We start from the raw sequence: 22393 nt of genomic DNA, 5'->3' as shown, positions 1-22393 counted from the left end.
GATGGGGCAGGCCAAGCGGCGCAGGGAAGCCGGCGACCGGATCTCCCACTGCCGGACCTGCACCTATTGCTGCTCGCTGCCGCGCATCGATGCCCTCGACAAGCCGGCCTACCGGCCCTGCACCCATATCGCCGGCGGCGGTTGCGCCATCTTCGGCCAGCCGGAGCGCCCCGCCGCCTGCCTCGCCTATGCCTGCGCCTATCTCACCGCACGGATGACCGAGGCGCCCGAGCGCAACCGCATCCCCCACCCGCTGGATTGCGGCGCCTATTTCCACCGCGACCCCGTCGAGAAGGTGATCTTCCTCTTCGTCGATCCGGCCCGGCCGCTCTACTGGAAGACGTCGGTGCTGCTGGTCGACTTCCTCAAGATGCAGGTCGGGGCCGGCTTCGCGCTGTTCGTCACCGATCGCGGCCGGGAAATGGTGATCCGCGACGTCGGAACGCTGGGCGAGGTGCTCGCGCGCGACATGGTGGCGATCGCCGACCGGGACGGCCGGCCGCTCGACGTGCCGAGCTACCGCGAGGCGAAAGCGTCACCTGCGGGATAAATACCACAGGTTGTGCGCTGTCCTTTACCCCGCCTTAAATGACCATGCGGCAGTCTGACGCTACCGGACGGGGCTTCATGTACTGCGAGATCTTCGACACCGGGATCGACGAGAGGGCGCAAGCCCCCGTCATCCGCCGCCTCTATGCCAGATGGCAGGCGCTGCGGGCCGAGGGCCCGGCGGTGCCCTTCTCCTATTTCGCGCCGCAGACGATGGGCCCCGCAGCCGACGACATGATCGTCTTCCGCCCTCTGCCCGATGGCGACATGGTCTTCGCCCATTACGGCCGTGCGCTCATCGAGCGAAACGGCGTCGACATGACCGGCCTGCCGCATTCGCACCTCAAGGAGCCGATCGGCGCCTTCTTCCGCGACTGCAATGCGCAGGCGGCGGCGACCGGCCGGCCGCTTTTCACCCTCCACCGCGGCAAGAGCGCCGGCCCCGTCCATCTCTGGGAGCGCCTGGTCCTGCCCTGCCAGGACGAGACCGGGGAGACGCTCCTCGTCGTCGTTGCCAAGCCGCGGCTGTTCCGTGAGGACCTTCTCGCCTCCCTTCTAGACGCCTCCCTTGATGCCATCGTGGCGGTCCGGCTGATCCGCGACGATCAGGGCCGCGTCACCGACGGCGAGTTCCTGACGGCAAACCGCCTGGCCGCCGAATGGTCGGGCCTCAGCGTCGAGGCCATGCTGCAGACGACGATCCTCAAGCTGCGCCCGGACCTCAAGCAGGCCGGCCTCTGGGATGCTTATGTCCAGGCGGCGGAGATGCGCGCGCCGCTGCAATTGCTGACGCCCTGGACCATCCTTGGCCGCCAATGCTGGATGGAGGTCGCCTGCGTGCCCTTCGGCGACGGCTTCACCCTGACCGTCACCGACGTGACCGAGAAGCAGAAGGCGCTGGACCGCGAGCGCGAGGCGCAGGGGGAACTTGCCCGCGCCAACGAGGCGCTGAAGGACGAGATCCACCGCCGCCAGGATCTCGAGCGGGAGCTCAGCCGTCTCGCCACCCGCGACAGCCTCACCGGTGCCCTGAACCGGCGCGCCGTGACCGAGGGGCTGCAACGCGCCATGGCCACGGCCGAACGCTACGGCCACCCCATCTCGGTGGTGGCGATGGACCTCGACCATTTCAAGCGGATCAACGACGAACACGGCCATGCCGGCGGCGATGCCGTGCTCCGTCATGTCACCGATCTGCTCACCCATGGCCTTCGTGAAGACGTCGATCTCGTCGGCCGCCTGGGCGGCGAGGAATTCGTCATCGTGCTCCCGCATGTCGGGCTCATGGACGCGGTCGCCGTCGCCTCGCGGATGCGCGCGGTGATGGCCGACACCGGCATCCTGCACGACGGCCAGCCGATCGTCTTCAGCGGCTCCTTCGGCGTCGCCTCCTGGGACGGGCGCGAGACGATGGACCGCCTCCTCAGCCGAGCCGATACCGCGCTCTACCGGGCCAAGGCCGCCGGCCGCAACGCCGTCGCCGTCGATGAGGGAGCCGGCGAGATTGCCGTGGCCGTGGCCCCGCCGGAGGCGCCGCTGCAACCCTTGTCCGAGCCTTTCATGCCCTCGACACGCCAGGGCACGGCCCCGCGCAGCCGACGGTCAAAGGCGGGCAGCTAGCGCCTTCGCCGCCTCCGGCGGCTCCATGGCTGCGAAATCCGGCATCTGGTGGCGGAACCAGGTCTCCTGGCGCTTGGCATAGGCGCGCGTGTCCTTTTGGCCGCGGGCGATGGCCTCGTCGAGGCTCGCCTCGCCCTTCAGGTGGGCGATGAGCCCGGGCACGCCATGGGCGCGCATCGCCGGGAGGGCGGGATCGAGGCCGCGCGCCGCGAGACGCTTCACCTCGTCCAGTGCACCATGCTCCATCATCGCCAGAAAGCGCGCGTCGATGCGCTGGCGGAGGGCGCTGCGCTCGACGCTCAGGAACACCGCCGCCACCTCCATCCCGGCGAGGAAACCGGCCTCACGGCCATCCTCCTGCCAGGCCGCGAGCGGCCGACCGGTGGCGGCCATGACCTCCAGCGCCCGGATGATCCGCTGCGGATCCGACGGGCGCAGCTTCGCGGCGGTGCGCGGGTCGATGGCGGCAAGGCGGGCATGGAGGTCGGCGGGGGATACGCCCTCGGCCTCGGCGCGCACTCGCTCGCGGACCTCCGTCGCCACGGCTGGAATGGCGGAAAGCCCCTCGCGCAGGGCCTTGAAATAGAGGCCCGTGCCACCGACCAGGATCGGCAGCGCCCCGGCCGCCTCGGCCGACGCGATCTCCGCCGTCGCCGCCGCCACCCAGCGCCCGACCGAGAAGTTCTCCGCCGCATCCACAGTGCCGTAGAGCCGGTGCGGGGCGAGCGCCATCTCCTCGGGGCTTGGCCGCGCCGTGATGATCGAGAGGTCGCGATAGACCTGCATGGAATCGGCGTTGATCACCACGCCGCCGAAGCGCCTTGCCAGATCCAGCGCCAGGGCCGACTTGCCGCTCGCCGTCGGACCTGCGATGAGGACGGCCCTCGGCCTTGCCAGTCCAGCGGAACTCCTGACTTGACCCACGTCGCGACCCTCATCGCCCATCCGCAGCGGCCCTCCCTGACCCGGGAGGCCATTGCCGCCGCATCAGCCCGCCTGCCGGGGGCGGGAGCGCCGGTGACGCTCGATGCCAGCATCGCCGCCGACATTCCTTTCGCACCCGCCGCGGGCGCCGACAACCGGGCGATCGCCGACGACCTGCGCACCGCGCTCGCTGGCATGGCCCTCGACGTCGCCGTCCAGCCGGTGGCGGGGCGCCGCAAGAAGCTGTTCCTCGCCGACATGGATTCCACCATGATCGGCCAGGAATGCATCGACGAACTCGCCGACCTCGTCGGCCTCAAGGAGCATGTCTCGGCCATCACCGAGCGGGCCATGCGCGGCGAGATCGCCTTCGAGCCGGCGCTGCGCGAGCGCGTCGCCCTGCTGAAGGGCCTTGGCGCCGACGTGGTGGACGCCGTCATCCGAGACCGCATCACCCTGACCTCCGGCGGCCGCGAACTCGTCGCGACGATGAAGGCGGCAGGGGGCTATGCTGCCCTCGTCTCCGGCGGCTTCACGCTGTTCACGGCCCGGATCGGTGCGATGATCGGCTTCGACGAGAATCGCGCCAATATCCTTGAGGTGGAGGAGGGCCGTTTCGCCGGAACGGTGCGCGAACCGATCCTTGGCCGCGAGGCCAAGCGCGAGACCCTGATGGAACTGCGCTCGCGCTTCGGGCTCTCGGCCGAAGACACGATGGCGGTCGGCGATGGCGCCAATGACCTTGCCATGCTTGGCGAAGCTGGTGCCGGCGTCGCCTTCCATGCCAAGCCCAAGGTGGCCGAGGCGGCCGCTTTCCGCGTCGACCACGGCGACCTCACCGCGCTGCTCTACATGCAGGGCTATCGTCGCGCCGACTTCGCCGTCTGAGCGAAAGGCGGGCCCGAAGGCCCGCCGTCGCCTCAGCGCAGCGTCAGAGCCACAAAGCGCCGGTCGCCCTGGGCGTTCGCCACCAGGAACAAAGCGGAGCTGCGGCCCTCACGGCGCAGGTCCTCGATCCGGCGGGTCACGTCGGCCGGCGACACGACCGGCTCGTTCTGCACCTCGAGGATGACATTGCCCGCCTCGATCGACCGCTCGGCGGCGCGCGAGTTCGGATCGACCTGCGTCACCACCACGCCGCGCACGTCCTCGCGCAGGCTGAAGCGCTGGCGCAGCTCCTGCGTCAGGCCCGAGAGCTGAAGGCCGAGAGCCGAGACGGTCGGATTCTGCGGGCGGGGCGGCTGGCCGCGGGGCTGCTCGCCGGTCGAGGCCTGCTGGATATTGCCCTCGCGGCGGCCGAGCGTGACGGTGAGCTGCTCCTCCTTGCCGGCGCGCACCACGGTGACCGGCACGGCCTTGCCGACGGCGGTTTCCGAGACGATGCGCGGCAGTTCGCGCGAGTTGCGCACCTCGCGGCCGTCGAAGCGGACGATGACGTCGCCGGTCTTGATGCCGGCCGGACCGGCGGGGCCGGTCGGCTCGACACCGGCGATGAGCGCCCCGCGGCGCCCGCCGAGGCTCAGGCTCTCGGCGATCTCGTCGGTGACCTCCTGGATGCGCACACCGAGCCAGCCGCGGCGGGTCTCGCCGAACTCGCGCAGCTGCGCCACCACCGGGCGGGCGGTGTTGGCCGGCACGGCGAAGGCGATGCCGATATTGCCGCCGGACTGCGAGAAGATCGCCGTGTTGATGCCGATGACGTCACCGGCCATGTTGAACAGCGGGCCGCCGGAATTGCCGCGATTGATGGCAGCGTCGGTCTGGATGTAGTTGTCGAAGGGACCGGACTGGATGTCGCGGTTCTTGGCCGAAACGATACCGGCCGTCACCGTGCCGCCGAGGCCGAGCGGGTTGCCGATGGCCATGACCGGCTCACCGACACGAATGCGGTCCGAATCGGCGAAGTTCACCGCCTTGAGCGGACGGGTCGGCTGGACGCGCAGCACGGCGATGTCGGTCTCGCGATCACGGCCGACCAGCTCCGCCTTCAACCGTGTGCCGTCGTTGAAGATGACGGTGATCTCGTCGGCATTGTCGATGACGTGGTTGTTGGTGATGACGATGCCCGAGGCATCGACCACGAACCCCGAACCGAGCGAGGACTGGCGGCGCTGCGGTTGCTGCTGCTGGCCGTTCGGGCCGCCCGGCGGGTTCTCGCCGCGGCGGCGGAAGAATTCCTCGAAGAGCTCGTCGAAGGGCGCGCCGGGGCCGGGCGGCTGCGGCTGGCCGGGACGGCGGCCCTGCGGCGGCTGGCCGGGGCGCTGCCCGGGGGCGGTGTCCACCCGCGAGGAGGTGGAGATGTTCACCACCGCGTCCATCACCCGTTCGGCGAGGTCCGAGAGGTCGACGGCCTGGCGTGCGGCGGCGGGCGAGGTGGCGGGCGGCGACAGCGCGAATCCGGCGCCGAGGGACAGGGCGAGGCTGGCGGCGGCGAGGCCGCTGCCGAGGCGGGAGATCATCGGGGAGGTCCTGCGACGGGAAAGGGAAGGGGAGGGCGGTGCCGCCGGGCGATCAGGGCGTTCGTCGGGCATGGCGGGCTCCCTGTCAGGCCGTGGGGCGAGCCCCTCGTCTGGGGCAAGCCTGTTTCGGCGGCGTTGCGTCGACACCAGTGAACCATGAAATGGGGCGACATGGCGACCGCGGAAAGTCCGCATGGCGCGCCGCGTGGCCCTCATCACATCGGTTTGAAGGCCTCATCCACCGGTACCTGCAGGGCGATAGCCATGCGGTTGGTCTCGCTGGCCATGGCAACCACCGACACGAGTTCCATGAACTGCGCCTCGCTCATGCCCTTGGACCTAGCCGCTGCGCTGTGCGAGCGGATGCAGTATTCGCAGGAATTGGCCATGGAGACGGCCACATAGATCAGCTCCTTGGTGAGCGGATCGAGCGTGCCCGGCCCCATCACCTGCTTAAGGCTGTCCCAGGTGCGCTTGAGCGCCGGCGGATCGTTCGCCAGCGCCCGCCAGAAATTGTTGATGAACTCGGTCTTGCTCACCGCCCGGATCTCGGCAAAGACCGCCGCCGCCTCCGGTGACAGCTCGGCATCGGTCAGCAGTGGGACGGTCGACATCAGGGCCTCCTCACGCCGCGATCTCTTCGATCAGACCGCCGAGAATCGTGCCCCGCGGCAGGATCGAGCGGACATCGCAGAATTCCTCCTTGGTGTGGATGCCACCTCCCCACACGCCCAGGCCGTCGAGGGTCGGCACGCCCATGGCCCCGGTGAAATTGCCGTCCGAGCCACCGCCCGACTGCATGTGATCGATCGGATAGCCGTGCCGGTCGGCGATGGCCTTGGCCTTGGCATAGAGCGCCATCGTGCCCGGCCCTGCCGTGAAGAGCGGGCGGACCGGGCCCGCCTCGATGGTGATCTTCGTGTTGGGGAAGGGCGGCCGCAGCGTCCGCAGCCGCACGTCGATGTCGGCGACGTCCTCCGGGGTTGCAGCGACGCAGAGCACCTCCGCCGAGCAGAGCACCGGCACGACATTGACCCAGGTCCCCGCATTGACCCGGCCGACGGCGAAGGTCTGCCCCCGCTCGTAATCCGACCAGTCCTCCACCGTCTCGATGATCCGCGCCATGGCGCGGATGGAACTGACACCGCGGCTGATGGCGGCGCCCGCATGGGAGGGCTTGCCATGGACATGGATCATGTAGCGCACCACCGCATGGCGGCCCGAGGTGACGAAATGGTCTCGCCCGGGCTCGGGCACCAGCACATGGGCGTGCTTGGCCGCCTCCGCCTCGATGACCGGACGCGAGGAGGGCGAGCCGACCTCCTCGTCGGGAATGAGCACGACGGTCACGGTGCGCCGCAGGCGGCCGCCGTTCTGGCGGATCAGCTTGCCCAGCATGTGGAGGGCGAGCACCGTCCCGCCCTTCATGTCGGTGACGCCCGGCCCGTAGAGCCGGTCCCCCTCGCGGCGGATGGGCAGGGGACCTGCCAGAGTGCCGACCGCATGGACCGTGTCGACATGGGCGAGGATGAGCAGGCCCGGTCCCGGTTCGGCGCCGGCCAGCCGGCCGATGACGACGTCGCCGAAGCCCTGCTTGCCGGGAATGCGCTCGATGTCGAAACCGAGGATGCCGAGGTCGCGCGCGCCCTCGTCCATCATCAGGTTGACGGCCGCTGCGTCATAGGTCGGGCTTTCGATCGAGGCCCAGCGGATGATGTCGGATACGACCTGGTCGACGTCGGGTGTGACGGGCATGCCTGGCTCCTACGGGATCGGATACCCGGCAGGCTAACAGGCAGGTGCGTCTCGTCTACGGCCGTTGCGGCTCACGAGCTATGATGCCGAAGTTCTGGCCGCCGAAGCGCTGCTCGATCTGCTTGATGCGCTCCTCATGATCGCGCCAGTTGAACTGGCTGGTGGAGCGCTGCCCCGGCGGCGGCGCGGCGGGGCCCGGCGCGACCGTCACGCCGCGCGCCAGCGGCGAACCGATGGCGGTGAGATGGACGACGGCGCGGCGGCAATATTCCTGCGACAACGGGCTCGTCTGCGTTTCGTCCCATCCGGCACGGTATTTCATCAGCGCCTGGCAGAGCTGGCCGCCGGACCGTTCCCAGGCGCCCGCGAGATAGGTCATGCCGAGGCGGACATTGGTCTCCGGCTCGAACAGGTCCTGCATCGTCCCGGTGAAGCCGAATTGGCGGGCGACGGTGGGACGCACCTGCATCAGGCCGATCTCGTCGACGAGCCCGACCGCATGCGGGTCGTAGGCGCTCTCCACCGTCACGACGGCGTCGGCGAGGTCGATCGGCACGCGCAATTCCGTGGCGAGGCGCCGCACCAGGTCGAAATGGGCGGCGCGGCCGACCGGATAGCGCTTGTCGGAATAGGCGCGGCCCTCGAAGCGCCGGTGCGGCGCCTCGGCGAAGGGCGCTTCGAGCTGCGGCGGGTTGGCGGCGGCGATGGAGGCCTCCGCCTCTACAGCAGCGGGCGGCGCGGCGGCGGGCGCGGCCGGAGCCGTCGCACGGCTGGGCGGCAGCGGCGCGTTGATGATGGCCGGGTGGCTCTCGGGCAGGGCAGGCGCGCGGCTCCGCGCAGCCTCGGTCTCGCGGAAGACGTCGTCGAAGCGGGACGCAGTGGCCGGCGCCGCAGCCGACGGTACGGCCGGAGGAGTCGCCATGGGAGGGCTTGCGACAGAAGGGGCCGGAACCGGAGTCGGTGGCGTGGTGGCGAGTTCAGGCGCCGGCGTGTCCCCGGCTTCCGCCTCGTCCGGACGGGGCTCCGGCACCGGCGCGACTCGCGGCGCGCGGACCACTGGCGCTGCGGGGCGAGCCGGCCGCGCCGCCGGCGGCTGCTGGACGCCGGGCGGCGTCAGGTCGAGCTGGGCCGTGGCGATGGGTGCCGCCAGCGCGACCAAAAGGACGGACAAGGGGATCGGCCGAAGTCCACGGTGCATGGGCGCAGTCTAGAACAAGGCGGCGCCTCCATGCCACCCGCCTTCGCTGACGGTCAGTCGCGCATCCGGTCGAGCGTCTCCCGGATGCGGGCCAGCGGCGCCAGCGATTCGGCGAAAGCGGCCTCGCCCGTAGCCGAAAGCACAGCCGCCAGGACAGGCGCGAGGCGGGCGATGCAATCGGCACGCATGGCACGTCCGGCATCGGTGATCGTCACCTTGCGGCCGCGGCCGTCCGTGTCGTCCGGGACGATGGCGACCAGGCCCTTCGGCTCCATGCGCTGGAGCGTCGAGGTCATGGTCGCCTTGGTGACCTGGAAGGCGCGGGCAAGGTCCGAGGGCCGCTTGGAACCACCGAGCCGGACGAAATGATTGAGCACGGTGAACTGCGCGAGGGTCATGCCGTCAGGCATGACCCGCTCGAAGGCGTTGCCGGAGAGCTGGGCGATGATGCCGATCTCGTTGAAGACGCGGAACACGAGCTCGGTCGGCGCTGTGGTGGAATCGGCTGTCATGCGGTCCGGATTCGGGTGGAGGCTGCCCAGCGGGGCGTCTGCGGCACTGCCGGACCGTAGCCCAACCGAGCCAGCATGTGCAGCCGCCGCGGCGCGCCTGTATCGAGCAGCCTATCGAGGCGGGCGCGCGGCCCGTCCATTTCCGCAAATTCCTGCAGCGCCTGGCTGACCGGATGCAGGGAGAGGCCCAGCGCTGCGACGGTGAGGTTCGCCCGCAGATAGGCGCGCCCCGCCGCGAAGGTCGCAGCGCGGCTCGGGTCCGGCGCCACCACCGTCAGGTAGGCCGGCGCCGCCGCCAGCATGGTGCGGTACATGTCCGCGCCCTGCCGGGACGCTGAGGACGCAGGGTCAGCGAGCTGTTCGCGCGACAGCTGGCCGATGAGGGACAAGCCTTCGAGGAAGGGCCCGCCGAGCGATATCCCGTCGGGATTGGCCTCGATCTCCCGCCGGCCGATCCGCATGAGATCGACGCTCTCCATGTGCGTGCGCTTGGTGGCGGCCTCGATCTGCCAGGCATCCCAGGTGAGGTCGCGCAGCGTGCCGAGAATGGCGGGATCCGTCACCGCCGTGATGCGCGCGGCATCGGTTGAGAGCCTCTCCAGCGCCGCGATGCCCGCCGCCGGCACCGGGCGCGCCATGTCGAAGGGCCGCTTGGTCGACCGTCGGTGCGGGATCTGCGCGAACAGCGGATCGGCGGAAAGGCCCCCGTCGCGGACGAGGCGCAGATGGGCGATCGGCCTCTGGTCGAGGCGCGGCCAGGGTTCGCCGGCGGGAAAGGTCTCGACCTCCAGCCGGTAGCCGATCGCGGTGGCGGCGATGGCGGCGAGCTCGGCGAAGCAGGCGAGACCGATCAGGATCTGCCGGTCGAACGGGTCGGTCTGGGGCAGGCGGCGGTCGAGGTTGCACCAGAGCGTCATGGTCAGGGGGCCGGTCAGCTCGACGATCCAGGGCTGGCGATTATGCGGATTGGGGGCGAGCACCGCGTGGTTCAGGACGAAACGGCGAGGATCCGGATGACCGCTCGCCGCCTCCGCCCAGGGGGCGAGCGCTGCTGTTGGCGTGCGGGTCAGCGCGAAGGCCGTGACGCCGGTTGCGGCGACGAGGCCGCCTGCACCGACGGAGACGAGGAAGTGACGGCGGTTCATGAGAAGCCTCATTGGTTCGATGTCTAACTATTGGTTTGATATCGAACCAGGAGGCGGTCGTCAAGGTGATTTGATATCTAATCGATCGACGTCACTGACCCGCCTTGGCAACGGACCGGATCAATCCCGCGACCGGCCCCATGACGCGCTCGCCTGGACCATGCTCGGAAGGTCCGGTCGCTGCGCCATGGCGGGTGCGTGCGGCGGCAGTTCCGGCATCCGGCCGCCCGCCTTCTCGACGAGGGCCTGCACCCGCTTGGTGATGGAGGGATGGGTCGAGAACAGGTCGGCGAAATCGTCCGGATCGTTCTCGAAGCACATGTCCATGACGCCGGAGGGCACGCCCTCGATGTCGGCGCGGCCCGAAATCTTGAGGAGGGCGGAGATCATGGCGTCGGGGTTCTTGGTGAGCTCCACCGCCCCCGCATCGGCCAGGTATTCGCGCGAGCGCGACAACGACAGCCTGACGACCACGGCGAGCACCCAGGAAACGACCACCAGCGCCACGCCGATGAGGATGACGACGATGGCGCCGCCGCCCTTGCGGTCATCCGACGATGAGCGGATGCCACCGCGCAGGAACATCCGGAAGACGAGTTCGCCGACCAGCGAGATGACGCCGGAAATGACCACGGCGATGATCATCAGCTTCACGTCGCCATTGCGGATATGGGTCAGTTCATGGGCGAGGACCGCCTCGATCTCCCGGTCATCCAGCGTCTTGATGAGGCCGGTGGTGACGGTGATGGTGAACTGCTTCTCGTTGACGCCGGAGGCGAAGGCGTTGAGCGCGTCGCTCTCCAGCACCATCAGCCTGGGCGTCGCCATGCCACGGGAGATGCAGAGGTTTTCCAGCATCCGGTGCAGCTTCGGCTGGTCGGCGGCCGTTGCAGGCGCCGCGCCGGTCATCGAGCCGATGAGCCCGACATTGAACCGGTAGCCGATGAACACCCACACCGCAGTGACAGCCGTGACGAAGGGCAGGGCGATGAGGAAGACCCGGAAGGTCTCGCGCCAGACCTCGGCGGTGAGGTGGTGCGACGACATCCCGTAGCCGATCAGGATGACGCCGAAGGTGAGGAGATAGGCGAGCAGGAACAGTCCGGCCAGCAGGAAGACCGACCGGATGCGGTTGTTGCGGATATGGCCGTAGAGCCCGTAGGCCTCGCCGAGCATGGCGCTCGCCTTGGCTCAGAACTTGACCGTCGGCGCCTGTTCGATCTGCGCCCGCGCCTCCGGGCCCACATCGAAGAACTCGCGCGAGGTGAAGCCCATGGCGGGGGCGAAGAGCACGGCGGGGAAGGCCTGGATGGAGGCGTTGAACTCGCTCACCGCATTGTTGAAGAAGCGGCGGGCGGCAGCGAGCTTGTCCTCGACATTGCCGAGATCGACCTGCAGCTGCTGGAAATTGGCGCTGGCTTTCAGGTCCGGATAGGCCTCGCCGAGGGCGAGCAGCCGGCCGACGGCGCCGGAGAGCTGCTGCTCGGCGGCGGCCTGGGCGGTAGGACCGTGGGCGCCCTGCGCGGCGTTGCGGGCGGCGATCACCGCGTCGAGGGTCGATTTCTCGTGGGCCGCATAGCCCTTCACCGTCTCGACGAGGTTCGGGATGAGGTCGTGGCGCTGCTTCAGCTGCACGTCGATGTCGGCGAAGGCCTGGTTGACCCGCTGCCGGAGGCCGACGAGCCCATTGTAGACGAAGATCACGTAGATCGCCGCGACGACGACGATGCCGAGGATGGCCCAGCCCATGGATGTCTCCTGTGGAGCGACGGTTCGGGGGCAGGGTCTCGCAGTCCGGTGTTTCAGGTCAATGTCGACATCAGCGCCCCTTCGGTCAGAACCGCGTCGTCAGCGCGGTCAGCCATTCCGGCGAGAGGCTGACCAAGGCCGCCTCGATGGTCTTGTCGAGGCCGGTGAGGACCAGCAGCGCCACCGCCACCACGACAAGGCCCAGGGCCGTCTTGGCTCCCTGGCCCGTCGCCATCATCCGCTCGCGCAGGCCGAGGAGCCTTTCGCGCGACAGGGCGCCGAGGGCCGCGAGCGGCAGTCCGGCGCCCAGCCCGAAGGCGAGCATGGTGAGCCCGACCTCGCCGAGATTCTCGCCCCGTGCCGCCATGAGCGAGGCAGCCCCCAGCGTCGGACCGACGCAGGGGCTCCAGACCGCGCCGAGAAGCAGGCCGACCCCGAACTGGCCGGAGAGGCCGCCGCGGTCGAAGCCGCCGAAGCGGCTTTGAGTCCAGTCCGACAGAGGCCCCGCGGCTGTCGCCAGGCGGGCGCCCGCCGCAGGCACGATCATGGCGAGGCCGAGCGCCAGCAGGATCAGCCCGGCGACTGTTCGGAAGGCTGTGAGATCGAGGCCGATAGAAAAGCCGATGGTGGCGACGAAGAGGCCGATCACCGTAAAGGACAGCGCGAGACCGGCGGCAAGCGCCAGCGGACCGCGCCGATGCTCGGAGGCGGCGCCCCCGAGCACAATGGGCAGGATGGGCAGGACGCAGGGCGACAGGATCGAGACGATCCCGGCTGCGAAGGCAAAGCCGATGGTGGCCAGCACGGTGTCGTCTCCCGTCGCGCGCTGCGCTGCCGTCAGATGCTCTTCGCCACGAGGGCGGCGATGCTCTCGGCGTTGGTGTCACCGGCGGACCGGCCGACCTCAGCGCGCCCCTTGAAAACCACCAGGGTGGACTGGCTGCGCACGTTCAGGGCGCGGACGACGTCCTTCTGGCTGTCGAAATCGACGGAGAGGAAGATGAGATCGCGGAAACGCGGCTCGGCCGTCAGCTTCTGCAGGATCGGCTGCTGGGCCCGGCAGGTCGGGCACCACGGCGCCGTGACCTCGACGAGGATCGGCTTGCCCGCGGCCTGGGCCGCGTCAAAGGCGGCCTGGGTGAAGCGCTGGCCCGTGGCAGAGGCGGGCCGGGCGGCAACGATGGCGGCGGCGCCGGCGGCGAGCATCAGGGAACGGCGGTCGATCACAGTGTCCTCCAGGGTGTGGCGCCTTCATCCTTCGACGCCGTACCGCCATTTCGCTGGAGTATCGGCGTTCGTTACCTCCTGACGTCTTCGTGATCGGCGCGGTGGCTGGCCCCACATGGCGAGGCCCCGGACGCTGTCGCGCCGGGGCCTCTCAACATGTCAGTCGGCCTGTAAGCCGGGTTCTGTGGGGCGGGATCGCTCCCGCGCGACGGCCATTCCTCTAGGCGGCCGATTGCTCGGACGCTCTGGCAACCTACCCGGACGACGGCGCGGATCCACGCCCGGGGTCGCCCCCTGTCGTCCCTATTCGGTTTTGCTCCCGGTGGGGTTTACCAAGCCGCTTCCGTTGCCGGTCGCGCGGTGGGCTCTTACCCCACCTTTTCACCCTTGCCGGGGCAAGCCCCGGCGGTTTCGTCTCTGTGGCACTGTCCCTGGGGTCGCCCCCGCCGGACGTTATCCGGCACCGTGTTTCCGTGGAGCCCGGACTTTCCTCCCCCGCGCCCTTTCGAGCATTGCGGCGGCGGCCGTCCAGCCGGCTGACGGGCCGTCCATGGGGCTTGGCCGCCGGTCGTGTCAAGCCGCGCCGGTTGGCGTCAGGCTGACTCGCGGCCCTTCGGCGCGCCAGGGCTCGCGTTCGGCGAGGCCGGAGCCGGCGGGTCGCTCGCAGGGAAGGAATCCTTCAGCGCCTTGTCGAGGAGGGCCTCATCGGCGCGATGGGTGGCGGCATCGCTCATCTTCGGCATGGCCGGACCCTTGCCGGCAATGGCCTCGTCGAACTGGCGCGTGCCCTCGCGCTGCAGCGCCGCCGCATCGGTGGCCGGGTGGGTGGTGTCGATGTCGGATTGGTCGGGCATTCATCCCTCCTCTGTCGTCAGCGAGAGGAACCCTTGGGCACGGCGCAGGTTCCGCGACCTTTGAGTGCCGCCACGGCTCTGCTAAGCCTCGGGGCCCATCCATGAGGTCCCGATGCCCTCGCAGCTTCTCGCGCCCCTTTTCGGTTCGCCTGCCATGGAGGCGGTCTGGTCGGATGATGCGACTTTGGCGGCCATGATCGCCTTCGAGGTGGCGCTTGCTGCGGCCGAGGCCGAGACCGGAATCGTGCCGCTCTCCGCTGCGGCCGCGATCGCCAAGCTTGATGCCGTCCGCATCGACGGAGCGGCGCTTGCCCGCGCCGCGGGCATCGCCGGCAATACCGCGATTCCCTTGGCGAAGATGCTAACCGCCGATGTCGCTGCGGCTGACCCGCAAGCCGCCAAGTGGGTGCATTACGGCGCCACCAGCCAGGACGTGATGGACACCGGCCTGGTGCTGCAACTGCGCGAGGCCTTCAAGATCATCGAGGCGGATCTCGCCCGCGCCATGGCCGCCGCCGCGGCGCTCGCAAAGGCCCATCGCGACACGCCCATGGCCGGCCGCACCTGGCTGCAGCAGGCGCTGCCCATCACCTTCGGCCTCAAGATGGCCGGCACGCTCGACGCGCTGATGCGCCATCGCGACCGGCTTGCGGAGGCGCGGCCGCGCATCCTCACCCTTCAGTTCGGCGGCGCCGCCGGCACGCTCGCCTCCCTCCGTGACAAGGGGCCGGAGGTCGCCCGCCTGCTGGCCGCCCGCCTCAACCTCACGCTGCCCGACACGCCGTGGCACGGCCAGCGCGACCGCATCCTCGAAGCCGCGAGCCTCATGGCGGGTCTTGTCGCTACGGGTGCCAAAGTCGCCCGCGACGTGGCGCTGATGATGCAGACGGAGGTCGGCGAGGTGCTGGAACCGGCCGCACCCGGCCGGGGCGGCTCCTCAACCATGCCGCACAAGCGCAACCCGGCCCTCTCCGCGACCATCCTCGGCGCGGCGGGCCTGGCGCCGCAGCTCCTCGCCACGATCGCCGCGGGCGGGTCGGGCGAGCACGAGCGCTTCGCCGGCGGCTGGCAATCCGAATGGCTGGCGCTGCCTGAACTCGCGCGCCTGACCGGCGGCGTCCTCTCAAGGCTCGCGGAGCTTTTGGCGGGGCTGGAGGTGAAGCCCGGGCGCATGGCCGCCAATCTCGACGCCACCCGCGGCCTGCTCATGGCCGAGGCGGTGCAGATGGCGCTCGCCCCCGAGCTTGGCCGGCTCGTCGCCCATGACCGCATCGAGGCCGCCTGCCGCACGGCCGTGGCGGAGGGCCGCGAACTCGCCGAGGTCCTGGGGGAAGATCCGGAGATCACCCGCCACGCCGATGCTGCCCGCATCGCCGCCCTGCTCGACCCCGCCCGCTATCTAGGCGCGGCCGGGACCTTCGTCGATCAGGTTCTGGCGCGGTACGAGGGCGGCTGAAACTCAGCCCCCGTAGATCCCCTTGTAGGTGTCGCGCAGGACGTTCTTCTGCACCTTGCCCATGGTGTTGCGAGGCAGGTCATCGACGATGATGACCTTCTTCGGCAGCTTGAACTTGGCGAGCCGCGCCTCCAGCGCCTGGAGGATGGCACCTGCATCGAGCTTTGCCCCCGGCACCGCCACGACCACCGCCGTGACGCCCTCGCCGAAATCGGGATGCGGCACGCCGATGACGGCGCTCTCGAAGACGCCGGTCATGCCGTCGATCTCGGTCTCGACCTCTTTCGGATAGACGTTGTAGCCGCCGGAGATCACGAGGTCCTTGCCGCGCCCGACAATGTGGACGTAGCCCTGGGCGTCGATCTTGCCGAGGTCGCCGGTGATGAAGAAGCCGTCGGCGCGGAACTCCGCCGCGGTCTTCTCCGGCATGCGCCAATAGCCCTCGAAGACATTGGGACCCTTCACCTCGATCATGCCGATCTCGCCCTGCGGCAGCTCGGCGCCGGTCTCGGGCTCGGTGACGCGCAGCGACACGCCCGGCAGCGGGAAGCCCACCGTGCCGGCGATGCGCTCGCCGTCATAGGGGTTCGAGGTGTTCATATTGGTCTCGGTCATGCCGTAGCGCTCGAGGATCGACTGGCCGGTCTTCTCGCGGAAGGCGCGGTGCGTCTCGGCGAGCAGCGGGGCGGACCCTGAGATGAACAGGCGCATATGGCGCGTCGCGCCGGGCGTCAGCCGGGCGTCCTGGACGAGGCGGACATAGAAGGTCGGCACTCCCATCATCGTGGTGGCCCGCGGCAGCAGCTCGAACACCGTGTCGGCGTCGAACTTCGGCAGGAACAGCATGGAGGCGCCGGCCATCAGGACCGTGTTGGTGGCGACGAAGAGGCCGTGGGTGTGGAAGATCGGCAGCGCGTGCAGCAGCACGTCGTCCCGGGTGAAGCGCCAGTAGTCCTTCAGGGTCAGAGCGTTCGATGCGAGGTTGTCATGCGTCAGCATGGCGCCCTTCGAGCGCCCCGTCGTGCCGGAGGTGTAGAGGATGGCCGCGAGGTCGTCGGCGCCCCGGGACACCGTGTCGAAGACGGCCGGCAGACCGGATGCCTTCTGCCAGAGCGAGCCGTCCTTGGCGCGCCCGAGCGTCTCGACCGCTGGCACGCCGGTCTTCGCCGCAACGTCGGCGATACCGTCCCGCTTGGCCGGGTCGCAGACCACGAGGGCCGGTTCGGCGTCGGAGAGGAAATACTCGATCTCCGCCAGGGTGTAGCCGGTGTTGAGCGGCAGGAAGACGGCGCCGGCCCGCACGCAGGCGAGATAGAGGAAGATCGCGCCAGGCGACTTCTCGACCTGCACCGCAACCCGGTCCCCCGGCTTCACGCCGCTCGCCACCAGGGCGTTGGCGAAGCGTCCCGTCGCCGCGAAGAGGTCGTCATAGGTGAAGACCGTGCCGTTGTCCGTCTCGATGAAGGTCTTGCCAGGGTCGGTCGCGTAGAGGCGGACGAGGTCGTAGAGATGGTTGGCCATGATGGAACGCAAGTCTCGGCTGTCGGGCACGGTCAGGGGAGGGCGGACCATGCCGCATCCCGCTCCTCAGGTCGAGGGGGCCGTCAGCTGGCGGTGAGCGCCCGGGTGAGGTGCTGGGCCGGCAGGGTGACGCGCACCTGCGTGCCTGCGCCGGGCTTGGATCGGATGGTCAGCGCGCCGCCGTGGAGGTCGACGAGCTTTTTCACAAGGGCAAGGCCGAGCCCGGTCTCGCTGCCATCGGTCTCGCGCTCCGCCAGCGGGTCGAGGGCTTCGGCGAGCTGGCCGGGCGAGACGCCGCCGCCGGAATCCACGACATCGATCACCAGTTCACCGCCGGGGCCTTGCTTGGCCGAGAAATTGACCATGCCGCCCCGCGGCGTGGCGTCGATGGCATGGGCAACGAGTTCCCCCATGATCTTGCGCATGGCAACGGCGTTCGCCCCCATCCCCGCGACCTCGGGTGTCCAGACCACGCGGAAGCGGATGGCCTTCGATTCCGCCCGCGGCCGATGCAGCAGGTTCATCTCGCCGATGAGTTTCTCCATCGGCGCGAGGTCACCGGAGGGCGGCCCCTCGATGGCGGAGGCCTGGGCATAGTCGAGGACATCGGCGAGACGACGGGCGAGACGGGCCGATTCCTCTCGGGCCGCCTCGATCAGGGCGTCGATGTCGTTCTGGTCGCGGCTGGAGGCGGCGCGTCGCGCCATCAGGTGCAGCCGCTCGATGGGCTGGCGGAAGGTGCGGCCGAGGAGCCGCAGGATGCCCGCGCGCACGCCCTTGAGGTTTTCCACCGCGACGAGGGCGCGCGCGACCTGGTCGGTGAGGAAGGCGACCTCGCGGTTCACCGCTTCAAGCTTCTCGTCCTTCTCCTGCATCTCTGAGGAGAGGCGGGCATTGAGGTCGTTCGCCTGGTCGGCGGCGGCCTCGGCGAGGCTCAGCTTCTCCTTCACGCCGCGGATCTGGGCGTGGAAGATGTCGATGGCCCGGTTGTATTCGCGGGCGATCTGGCCGAGCTCGCCGTCTGAATCCGCCTCGAGATAGAGGAAGGAACTGCTGTTGAGCTGCAGCGCGCCAAGTTGACTGACCAGCATCGCCACATCCGTGGTCATGGCGTGCTCGGTGACGTTGAGGCCGATACGCTCCTCCTCGGGCGTGACCCGAAGGGCGAGGACCAGCCGCAGCGCGAAGCCGCCACCCGCCATGACGGCCACCGCCCAGCCGGTGATGGCGAGGAGGCCTGCGAGCTGGATCGCCAGCATCATCGGCAGGTCGTCGGGCATGCAGAAGGCCACGGCGCAGACGCCCACCGCGCCGCCGAACAGATGGGCGGAGGCCATGCCAAGAGCGTCGTCGATCCGGACGCTCTCCAGGAGGCGGCTGCCGCCGAGCGCTGCCGCCGCGCCCACGACGCCGGCGAGGACAGCTCCGGCCGGGTGCATGAGATGGGCGGCGGCGGAGGCCGCCACGACGCCGGCGAGCGCCGCCTGGATGATATGCACCACCGTGACCCGGGCGGGGCGGATCTGGTTGGCGATGAAGGCGGCCATGATGGCGGAGGCGCCGGCCAGGGCGAGGTTCATGACGGTGGGCGCGACGGCGTGGCCACCGGCAATGGCCTGGGTCACCGCCACCCCGAACCAGCCGAGCCACAGCAGCATCACGCCGAGCGCGGCGAAGGGAAAGCTCTGGCTCTGGACGATGAGGGTGCGGCGCGAACCCGAGAACCGGCCGGTGCGCGGACCGACCACCCAGGCCGCGGCGAGGGCGGCGGCGCCCGCGGCGGCGTGGATGGCGCCGGCCCCCGCGAGATCGACATAGCCGGCGGCCTTGAGCCATCCGGGTGCCGGGCCCTGCGCGAAGGCCCAGTGGACGGTGAAGGGCACGACCGCGATGGCGAAGACCGCGAGGAGGGCTGCATAGCCTCGCAGCGTCGCCCGTTCGGCGAGGGGCCCCGACAGGACGGTCGCCGCAGCGGCAACGAGCGTCGTGGCGAGGACGAGGTCCATGCCCCCGTCGCCCGGCAGGAAGGGACCGCCGCCGGCGAAGGCACCGCCCGCATTCATGATGCCGAAGCCCACCGCCCAGGTCGCCAGCACCGCGATGGCGATCTGGACCAACGCCTTGGCGGCAGCGTTGACGCTGTGCTTGGCGCGCACGAGGCCGCTCTCCAGCGTCACATGGCCCGCGACGACGAGGCTCACGCAGGCAATGACGAGAAGCGGCAGGAGGAGATCGGGCGGCGAAGCTGCCATAAACGAGACCGGGAGCGAGGCACGGCGCCCGCGGTTTCACTCTGGGGTGGTGTGGTTAACGCAAGGTTACCATCGGGCGAAAACATCGCGATCAGAACCGCTTAATTGGCGGCGTCAGTGCTCCGTGGGCACGATGGTGCGATGCTGGGCGCGCCAGTCGCGGGGGCGGACAAATTCGCCCGCCCACAGGCCGCGCCGCGCATCCCGCGCCGCGGCCTCGTCCTGGTAATAGGCCCCGAAGGCCACGGCCTGGCCCGCCATGACCTGAGCCCGCCCGAGATCCACCACGTCGACGCGGCAGATCGCGACGGTGCGGCCGTAGCGGTCGATGTCCCGGCTCTCGCAGGTCACAGGCTGACCGGCCGCAAGCGCGATCAGGGAGCGATAGGCCTCCCGCCCGCAGCGCACCTCCCGGCCCTCGCGCTGGCAGCGCTGCGACAGTTCTGGCGCATCGATGCCCCACAGCCTGACCTCGACCCCGGCGACGACGAGGCTGTCGCCATCAATGATCCGCGCATGGCCGGAAACGGTCCGCGGCGAGCCCGCCTTGCGCCAGGCATGCTGCACGGCGAGCGCGGTGATGCCGGCAACCAACGCCAGCAACCAGAGAAAGCCGGTCTGGGGCCGCAGGCTGCGAAAGCGCGAGAAGCGCAGGAGGGCGGGCACGGTCATGGCGCTGTCGATGGGCGGGGCGGGCCGATCGGGCGGTCCGGCGAAGCGGACGGAATCGGCGGTACGGTCTGTTCATGTTTCGTTTACCATGGATGTCGACCCGCCGTTAATCAAGCTCTGCCACATTTCAACCTCGGTTGGCGTTGCGTTGCGTGGAGAGGGCCCGCGGATGGGCATGGAGGGGGCAGAGGGGCAGCCGGACGAGCGGCAGGCCGAGCGCGCCCGCCAGCACGCGCAGAACCGCAAGCGGACGCTTCGCCATGTGCGCGACGCCCGTGACCGCCTCACCTCCACGACCGGCAACAAGCGCTCCTTCGATTACGAGCTGATGCGCGCCTTCGCGCAGAACAAGCTCTCCGCCGCCCTCGCCATTGCCCTCATCGCCGCCGCCACCGGCTGGGTCGCCGGCTGGGTGACCAATCCCGTCATGGGAGCCGGCGCCGGCCTCATCGTCCTCATCGCCCACGGTTTCTGCGTCCTCGTCTCCCGCTCCTTCCTCAAGGTGCCGGCTGACCGGGCGGACCTGCGCTCCTGGCGTCTGCGTTTCGTCATCGCCGAGACGATGCTGGGCCTTTCCTGGGTCCTGGCTTTCCTCGTGGTGATGCGCACCGAGGTGCCGGAGGCCAGCACCTTCCTGCTGGTCGGCATGCTCATCGTCGTCGCCGTGTCCGCGATGATCGGCTCGACCGTCCCCGTGGCGACCTTCGCCTCTTCGCTGCCGGTCGCGAGCCTCGTCGTTGCCTATTTCCTGCTGCTGCACGGCATGCAGGGTGTGGTGCTTGGGGCCATCGCGCTTGGCACACTGATGTTCTTCGCCATCATCTCTGCGCGGCTCTACCAGACCAACCTCGCCACCATCGAGGCCCGCGCCGAGAAGGATGCGCTGATCGGCGAGCTCGAGACCGCCAAGACCAACTCCGACGAGGCGCGGCGCAATGCCGAGATGGCCAACATCGCCAAGTCGCAGTTCCTCGCCCAGATGAGCCACGAATTGCGCACGCCGCTCAACGCCATTCTCGGCTTTTCCGAGGTGATGAAGGGCGAGATGTTCGGCCCCCATTCGGCGCCGCAATATGCCGAATATGCCAACGACATCCATTCCTCGGGCCAGCATCTCCTGTCGCTGATCAACGAGATCCTGGACCTGTCGCGCATCGAGGCAGGCCGTTACGACCTCAACGAGGAGGCGATCACGCTGTCCTACGTGGTCGAGGACTGCCATCACCTCCTCAAGGTGCGCGCCAAGAACAAGGGCGTCGCCATCGTCGAGCGGTTCGAGCCGGACCTGCCGAAGATCTGGGCCGACGAGCGCGCCGTCCGCCAGATCGTCCTCAATCTCATGTCCAACGCCATCAAATTCACGCCGGGTGGCGGTGAGATCACGCTGAAGGTCGGCTGGACCGCGTCCGGCGGGCAATATCTCTCGGTGAAGGACACCGGCGCCGGCATTCCCGAGGACGAAATCCCCATCGTCCTGTCGAATTTCGGCCAGGGCTCCAACGCCATCAAGAATGCCGAGCAGGGCACCGGCCTCGGCCTGCCCATCGTGCAGGGCCTGGTCACCATGCATGGCGGCACCTTCACGCTGAAATCGACGGTGCGGATCGGCACGGAGGTCACCGTGACCTTCCCGTCGGAGCGCGTCATGGAGGCCCTGCCGGCCATCGCCAGTCCGGCGACAAGCCCCTCCGGCATGCCTCTGCCGATCGTCATGGAGCCGGCGGCGGTTCCCGACGCGCCCACCGTCACGGCCCTGCGCCGCGCGTTGTTCGGCCCGAGGCGCTGATCCTCCCCCGTCTGGTCGGTTGACCCCGGCCGCCCCGCCATGGCCATCCTCCCGGCCGAAGCCGGCGCCCGACAGCCGGCGCGCAGGAGGACAACGCCATGAAGCTCTACGACACGCCGCTCGCGCCCAATCCGCGCCGCGTCCGCGTCTTCCTCGCCGAGAAGGGGATCGACATCCCCAAGGTGACGATTGACCTCGCCAAGCTGGAGCAGAAGAGCGAGACCTATGCGGCCATCAACCCGCGCCAGAAGACCCCCGCTCTCGAACTCGACGACGGCTCGATCCTCTGCGAATCCATCGCCATCTGCCGCTACATCGAGGCGCTGCACCCCGAGCCCAACCTGTTCGGCCGCACCCCGAGGGAAATCGGCGAGATCGAGATGTGGTCGCGCCGCATGGAGCTGAACCTCCTCGCCACCATCGCGTCGGCCTTCCGCCACCTCCATCCGGCCATGGCCATCATGGAAATGCCGCAGGTCAGGGAATGGGGCGAGCTGAACAAGTCCCGCATCATCGGTGAACTCGCTTTCCTCGACGGCCATCTCAAAGGCCGCGACTATCTCTGCTGCGATCGTTTCACCAATGCGGACATCACCGCCATGATCGGCATCGATTTTCTCAAGCCCGCCAAGGTGGCGGTGCCCGATGAGATGGTGGAGCTGAAGCGCTGGCACGCGGCCATGGCGGCCCGGCCGAGCGCCAAGGCCTGAGGCC

Annotated in this window: 21 protein-coding genes and 1 other RNA gene; 6 read left to right on the top strand and 16 right to left on the bottom strand. The window is 69.4% G+C overall.

What is annotated here, in order from left to right; genetic code table 11:
• Nucleotide 1: 1 nt before the first annotated feature.
• Together O9344_RS01905 and O9344_RS01900 are read left to right on the top strand one after the other, a co-directional pair.
• Complete coding sequence (locus O9344_RS01905; protein ID WP_298472110.1) at nt 2–550, top strand: hypothetical protein; 549 nt, start codon at nt 2–4, stop codon at nt 548–550.
• 44 nt (nt 551–594) lie between these two features.
• A complete protein-coding gene (locus tag O9344_RS01900; RefSeq protein WP_298472108.1) occupies nt 595–2169 on the top strand; it encodes a sensor domain-containing diguanylate cyclase in 1575 nt (524 codons plus the stop codon).
• Here the strand turns inward: O9344_RS01900 and miaA are convergent.
• Nucleotides 2152–3093 (bottom strand): tRNA (adenosine(37)-N6)-dimethylallyltransferase MiaA, encoded by a 942-nt coding sequence (gene miaA, locus O9344_RS01895; RefSeq protein ID WP_298472107.1) that lies wholly within the window; start codon nt 3091–3093, stop codon nt 2152–2154. The genes O9344_RS01900 and miaA overlap by 18 nt on opposite strands.
• Between miaA and serB the strand changes: the two genes are divergently transcribed.
• Nucleotides 3085–3981 (top strand): phosphoserine phosphatase SerB, encoded by an 897-nt coding sequence (gene serB, locus O9344_RS01890; protein WP_298472105.1) that lies wholly within the window; start codon nt 3085–3087, stop codon nt 3979–3981. The two genes, miaA and serB, sit on opposite strands and share 9 nt — an antisense overlap.
• Nucleotides 3982–4013: 32 nt before the next feature.
• Here serB and O9344_RS01885 read toward each other — a convergent pair whose 3' ends face one another.
• From O9344_RS01885 to O9344_RS01830, 12 genes are all read right to left on the bottom strand, one after another.
• On the bottom strand, nt 4014–5552 hold the full coding sequence (locus O9344_RS01885; protein WP_298472103.1) for a Do family serine endopeptidase: 1539 nt from the start codon (nt 5550–5552) through the stop codon (nt 4014–4016).
• A 215-nt stretch (nt 5553–5767) separates the two neighbouring features.
• On the bottom strand, nt 5768–6166 hold the full coding sequence (locus O9344_RS01880) for a carboxymuconolactone decarboxylase family protein (RefSeq protein WP_298472101.1): 399 nt from the start codon (nt 6164–6166) through the stop codon (nt 5768–5770).
• A gap of 10 nt (nt 6167–6176) precedes the next feature.
• A complete protein-coding gene (locus O9344_RS01875) occupies nt 6177–7307 on the bottom strand; it encodes a M20/M25/M40 family metallo-hydrolase (RefSeq protein WP_298472099.1) in 1131 nt (376 codons plus the stop codon).
• A gap of 55 nt (nt 7308–7362) precedes the next feature.
• Complete coding sequence (locus O9344_RS01870) at nt 7363–8229, bottom strand: transglycosylase SLT domain-containing protein (RefSeq protein ID WP_298472097.1); 867 nt, start codon at nt 8227–8229, stop codon at nt 7363–7365.
• Between the two features lie 329 nt (nt 8230–8558).
• Complete coding sequence (locus O9344_RS01865) at nt 8559–9017, bottom strand: MarR family transcriptional regulator (protein WP_298472095.1); 459 nt, start codon at nt 9015–9017, stop codon at nt 8559–8561.
• Complete coding sequence (locus tag O9344_RS01860; protein WP_298472093.1) at nt 9014–10162, bottom strand: twin-arginine translocation pathway signal protein; 1149 nt, start codon at nt 10160–10162, stop codon at nt 9014–9016. Before O9344_RS01860 ends, O9344_RS01865 begins: the two co-directional genes overlap by 4 nt.
• A gap of 120 nt (nt 10163–10282) precedes the next feature.
• On the bottom strand, nt 10283–11338 hold the full coding sequence (locus tag O9344_RS01855; protein WP_298472091.1) for a M48 family metallopeptidase: 1056 nt from the start codon (nt 11336–11338) through the stop codon (nt 10283–10285).
• A 15-nt stretch (nt 11339–11353) separates the two neighbouring features.
• Entirely contained in the window at nt 11354–11911 is a 558-nt protein-coding gene (locus tag O9344_RS01850) for a LemA family protein (RefSeq protein ID WP_298472089.1), read from the bottom strand.
• An 85-nt stretch (nt 11912–11996) separates the two neighbouring features.
• On the bottom strand, nt 11997–12716 hold the full coding sequence (locus O9344_RS01845) for a cytochrome c biogenesis protein CcdA (RefSeq protein WP_298472087.1): 720 nt from the start codon (nt 12714–12716) through the stop codon (nt 11997–11999).
• A 32-nt stretch (nt 12717–12748) separates the two neighbouring features.
• Nucleotides 12749–13138 carry a thioredoxin family protein gene (locus tag O9344_RS01840; protein WP_298472085.1) on the bottom strand — a complete coding sequence of 130 codons (390 nt, stop codon included), beginning with the start codon at nt 13136–13138 and terminating at the stop codon, nt 12749–12751.
• Nucleotides 13139–13293: 155 nt separating this feature from the next.
• Nucleotides 13294–13678: RNase P RNA component class A (gene rnpB, locus O9344_RS01835), an RNA gene on the bottom strand.
• A gap of 53 nt (nt 13679–13731) precedes the next feature.
• On the bottom strand, nt 13732–13992 hold the full coding sequence (locus O9344_RS01830) for a hypothetical protein (RefSeq protein ID WP_298472083.1): 261 nt from the start codon (nt 13990–13992) through the stop codon (nt 13732–13734).
• A 112-nt stretch (nt 13993–14104) separates the two neighbouring features.
• Here O9344_RS01830 and O9344_RS01825 point away from each other — a divergent pair, with 112 nt between their 5' ends.
• On the top strand, nt 14105–15448 hold the full coding sequence (locus tag O9344_RS01825) for a 3-carboxy-cis,cis-muconate cycloisomerase (protein ID WP_298472081.1): 1344 nt from the start codon (nt 14105–14107) through the stop codon (nt 15446–15448).
• Between the two features lie 3 nt (nt 15449–15451).
• Here the strand turns inward: O9344_RS01825 and O9344_RS01820 are convergent, their stop codons facing one another.
• The 3 genes from O9344_RS01820 to O9344_RS01810 form a co-directional block, all read right to left on the bottom strand.
• Complete coding sequence (locus O9344_RS01820; RefSeq protein WP_298472425.1) at nt 15452–16969, bottom strand: malonyl-CoA synthase; 1518 nt, start codon at nt 16967–16969, stop codon at nt 15452–15454.
• 83 nt (nt 16970–17052) lie between these two features.
• Nucleotides 17053–19221, bottom strand: coding sequence for an ATP-binding protein (locus tag O9344_RS01815; protein ID WP_298472079.1), 2169 nt, complete (start codon nt 19219–19221; stop codon nt 17053–17055).
• A gap of 114 nt (nt 19222–19335) precedes the next feature.
• Nucleotides 19336–19893: a thermonuclease family protein gene (locus tag O9344_RS01810; RefSeq protein ID WP_298472077.1), complete on the bottom strand. Its 558-nt coding sequence runs from the start codon at nt 19891–19893 to the stop codon at nt 19336–19338.
• A gap of 175 nt (nt 19894–20068) precedes the next feature.
• On the opposite strand from O9344_RS01810, the gene O9344_RS01805 reads away from it, so the two are divergent.
• Both O9344_RS01805 and O9344_RS01800 read left to right on the top strand, forming a co-directional pair.
• A complete protein-coding gene (locus tag O9344_RS01805; RefSeq protein ID WP_298472075.1) occupies nt 20069–21679 on the top strand; it encodes an ATP-binding protein in 1611 nt (536 codons plus the stop codon).
• Between the two features lie 98 nt (nt 21680–21777).
• A complete protein-coding gene (locus tag O9344_RS01800) occupies nt 21778–22389 on the top strand; it encodes a glutathione S-transferase (protein WP_298472073.1) in 612 nt (203 codons plus the stop codon).
• Nucleotides 22390–22393 lie beyond the last annotated feature (4 nt).

The organism is Phreatobacter sp. (genome assembly GCF_027532945.1).
GTDB lineage: Bacteria > Pseudomonadota > Alphaproteobacteria > Rhizobiales > Phreatobacteraceae > Phreatobacter.
The sequence above is the reverse complement of the archived record's forward strand: the minus strand, read 5'-3'. Positions and strand labels throughout refer to the sequence as shown.

Coding starts and splice junctions, on each gene's coding strand:
- O9344_RS01905 (WP_298472110.1), top strand. CDS start 2: ATGGGGCAGGCCAAGCGGCGCAGGGAAGCCGGCGACCGGATCTCCCAC.
- O9344_RS01900 (WP_298472108.1), top strand. CDS start 595: ATGCGGCAGTCTGACGCTACCGGACGGGGCTTCATGTACTGCGAGATC.
- O9344_RS01885 (WP_298472103.1), bottom strand. CDS start 5,552: ATGATCTCCCGCCTCGGCAGCGGCCTCGCCGCCGCCAGCCTCGCCCTG.
- O9344_RS01880 (WP_298472101.1), bottom strand. CDS start 6,166: ATGTCGACCGTCCCACTGCTGACCGATGCCGAGCTGTCACCGGAGGCG.
- O9344_RS01875 (WP_298472099.1), bottom strand. CDS start 7,307: ATGCCCGTCACACCCGACGTCGACCAGGTCGTATCCGACATCATCCGC.
- O9344_RS01870 (WP_298472097.1), bottom strand. CDS start 8,229: ATGGCGACTCCTCCGGCCGTACCGTCGGCTGCGGCGCCGGCCACTGCG.
- O9344_RS01865 (WP_298472095.1), bottom strand. CDS start 9,017: ATGACAGCCGATTCCACCACAGCGCCGACCGAGCTCGTGTTCCGCGTC.
- O9344_RS01860 (WP_298472093.1), bottom strand. CDS start 10,162: ATGAACCGCCGTCACTTCCTCGTCTCCGTCGGTGCAGGCGGCCTCGTC.
- O9344_RS01855 (WP_298472091.1), bottom strand. CDS start 11,338: ATGCTCGGCGAGGCCTACGGGCTCTACGGCCATATCCGCAACAACCGC.
- O9344_RS01850 (WP_298472089.1), bottom strand. CDS start 11,911: ATGGGCTGGGCCATCCTCGGCATCGTCGTCGTCGCGGCGATCTACGTG.
- O9344_RS01830 (WP_298472083.1), bottom strand. CDS start 13,992: ATGCCCGACCAATCCGACATCGACACCACCCACCCGGCCACCGATGCG.
- O9344_RS01825 (WP_298472081.1), top strand. CDS start 14,105: ATGCCCTCGCAGCTTCTCGCGCCCCTTTTCGGTTCGCCTGCCATGGAG.
- O9344_RS01820 (WP_298472425.1), bottom strand. CDS start 16,969: ATGGCCAACCATCTCTACGACCTCGTCCGCCTCTACGCGACCGACCCT.
- O9344_RS01815 (WP_298472079.1), bottom strand. CDS start 19,221: ATGGCAGCTTCGCCGCCCGATCTCCTCCTGCCGCTTCTCGTCATTGCC.
- O9344_RS01810 (WP_298472077.1), bottom strand. CDS start 19,893: ATGACCGTGCCCGCCCTCCTGCGCTTCTCGCGCTTTCGCAGCCTGCGG.
- O9344_RS01805 (WP_298472075.1), top strand. CDS start 20,069: ATGGAGGGGGCAGAGGGGCAGCCGGACGAGCGGCAGGCCGAGCGCGCC.
- O9344_RS01800 (WP_298472073.1), top strand. CDS start 21,778: ATGAAGCTCTACGACACGCCGCTCGCGCCCAATCCGCGCCGCGTCCGC.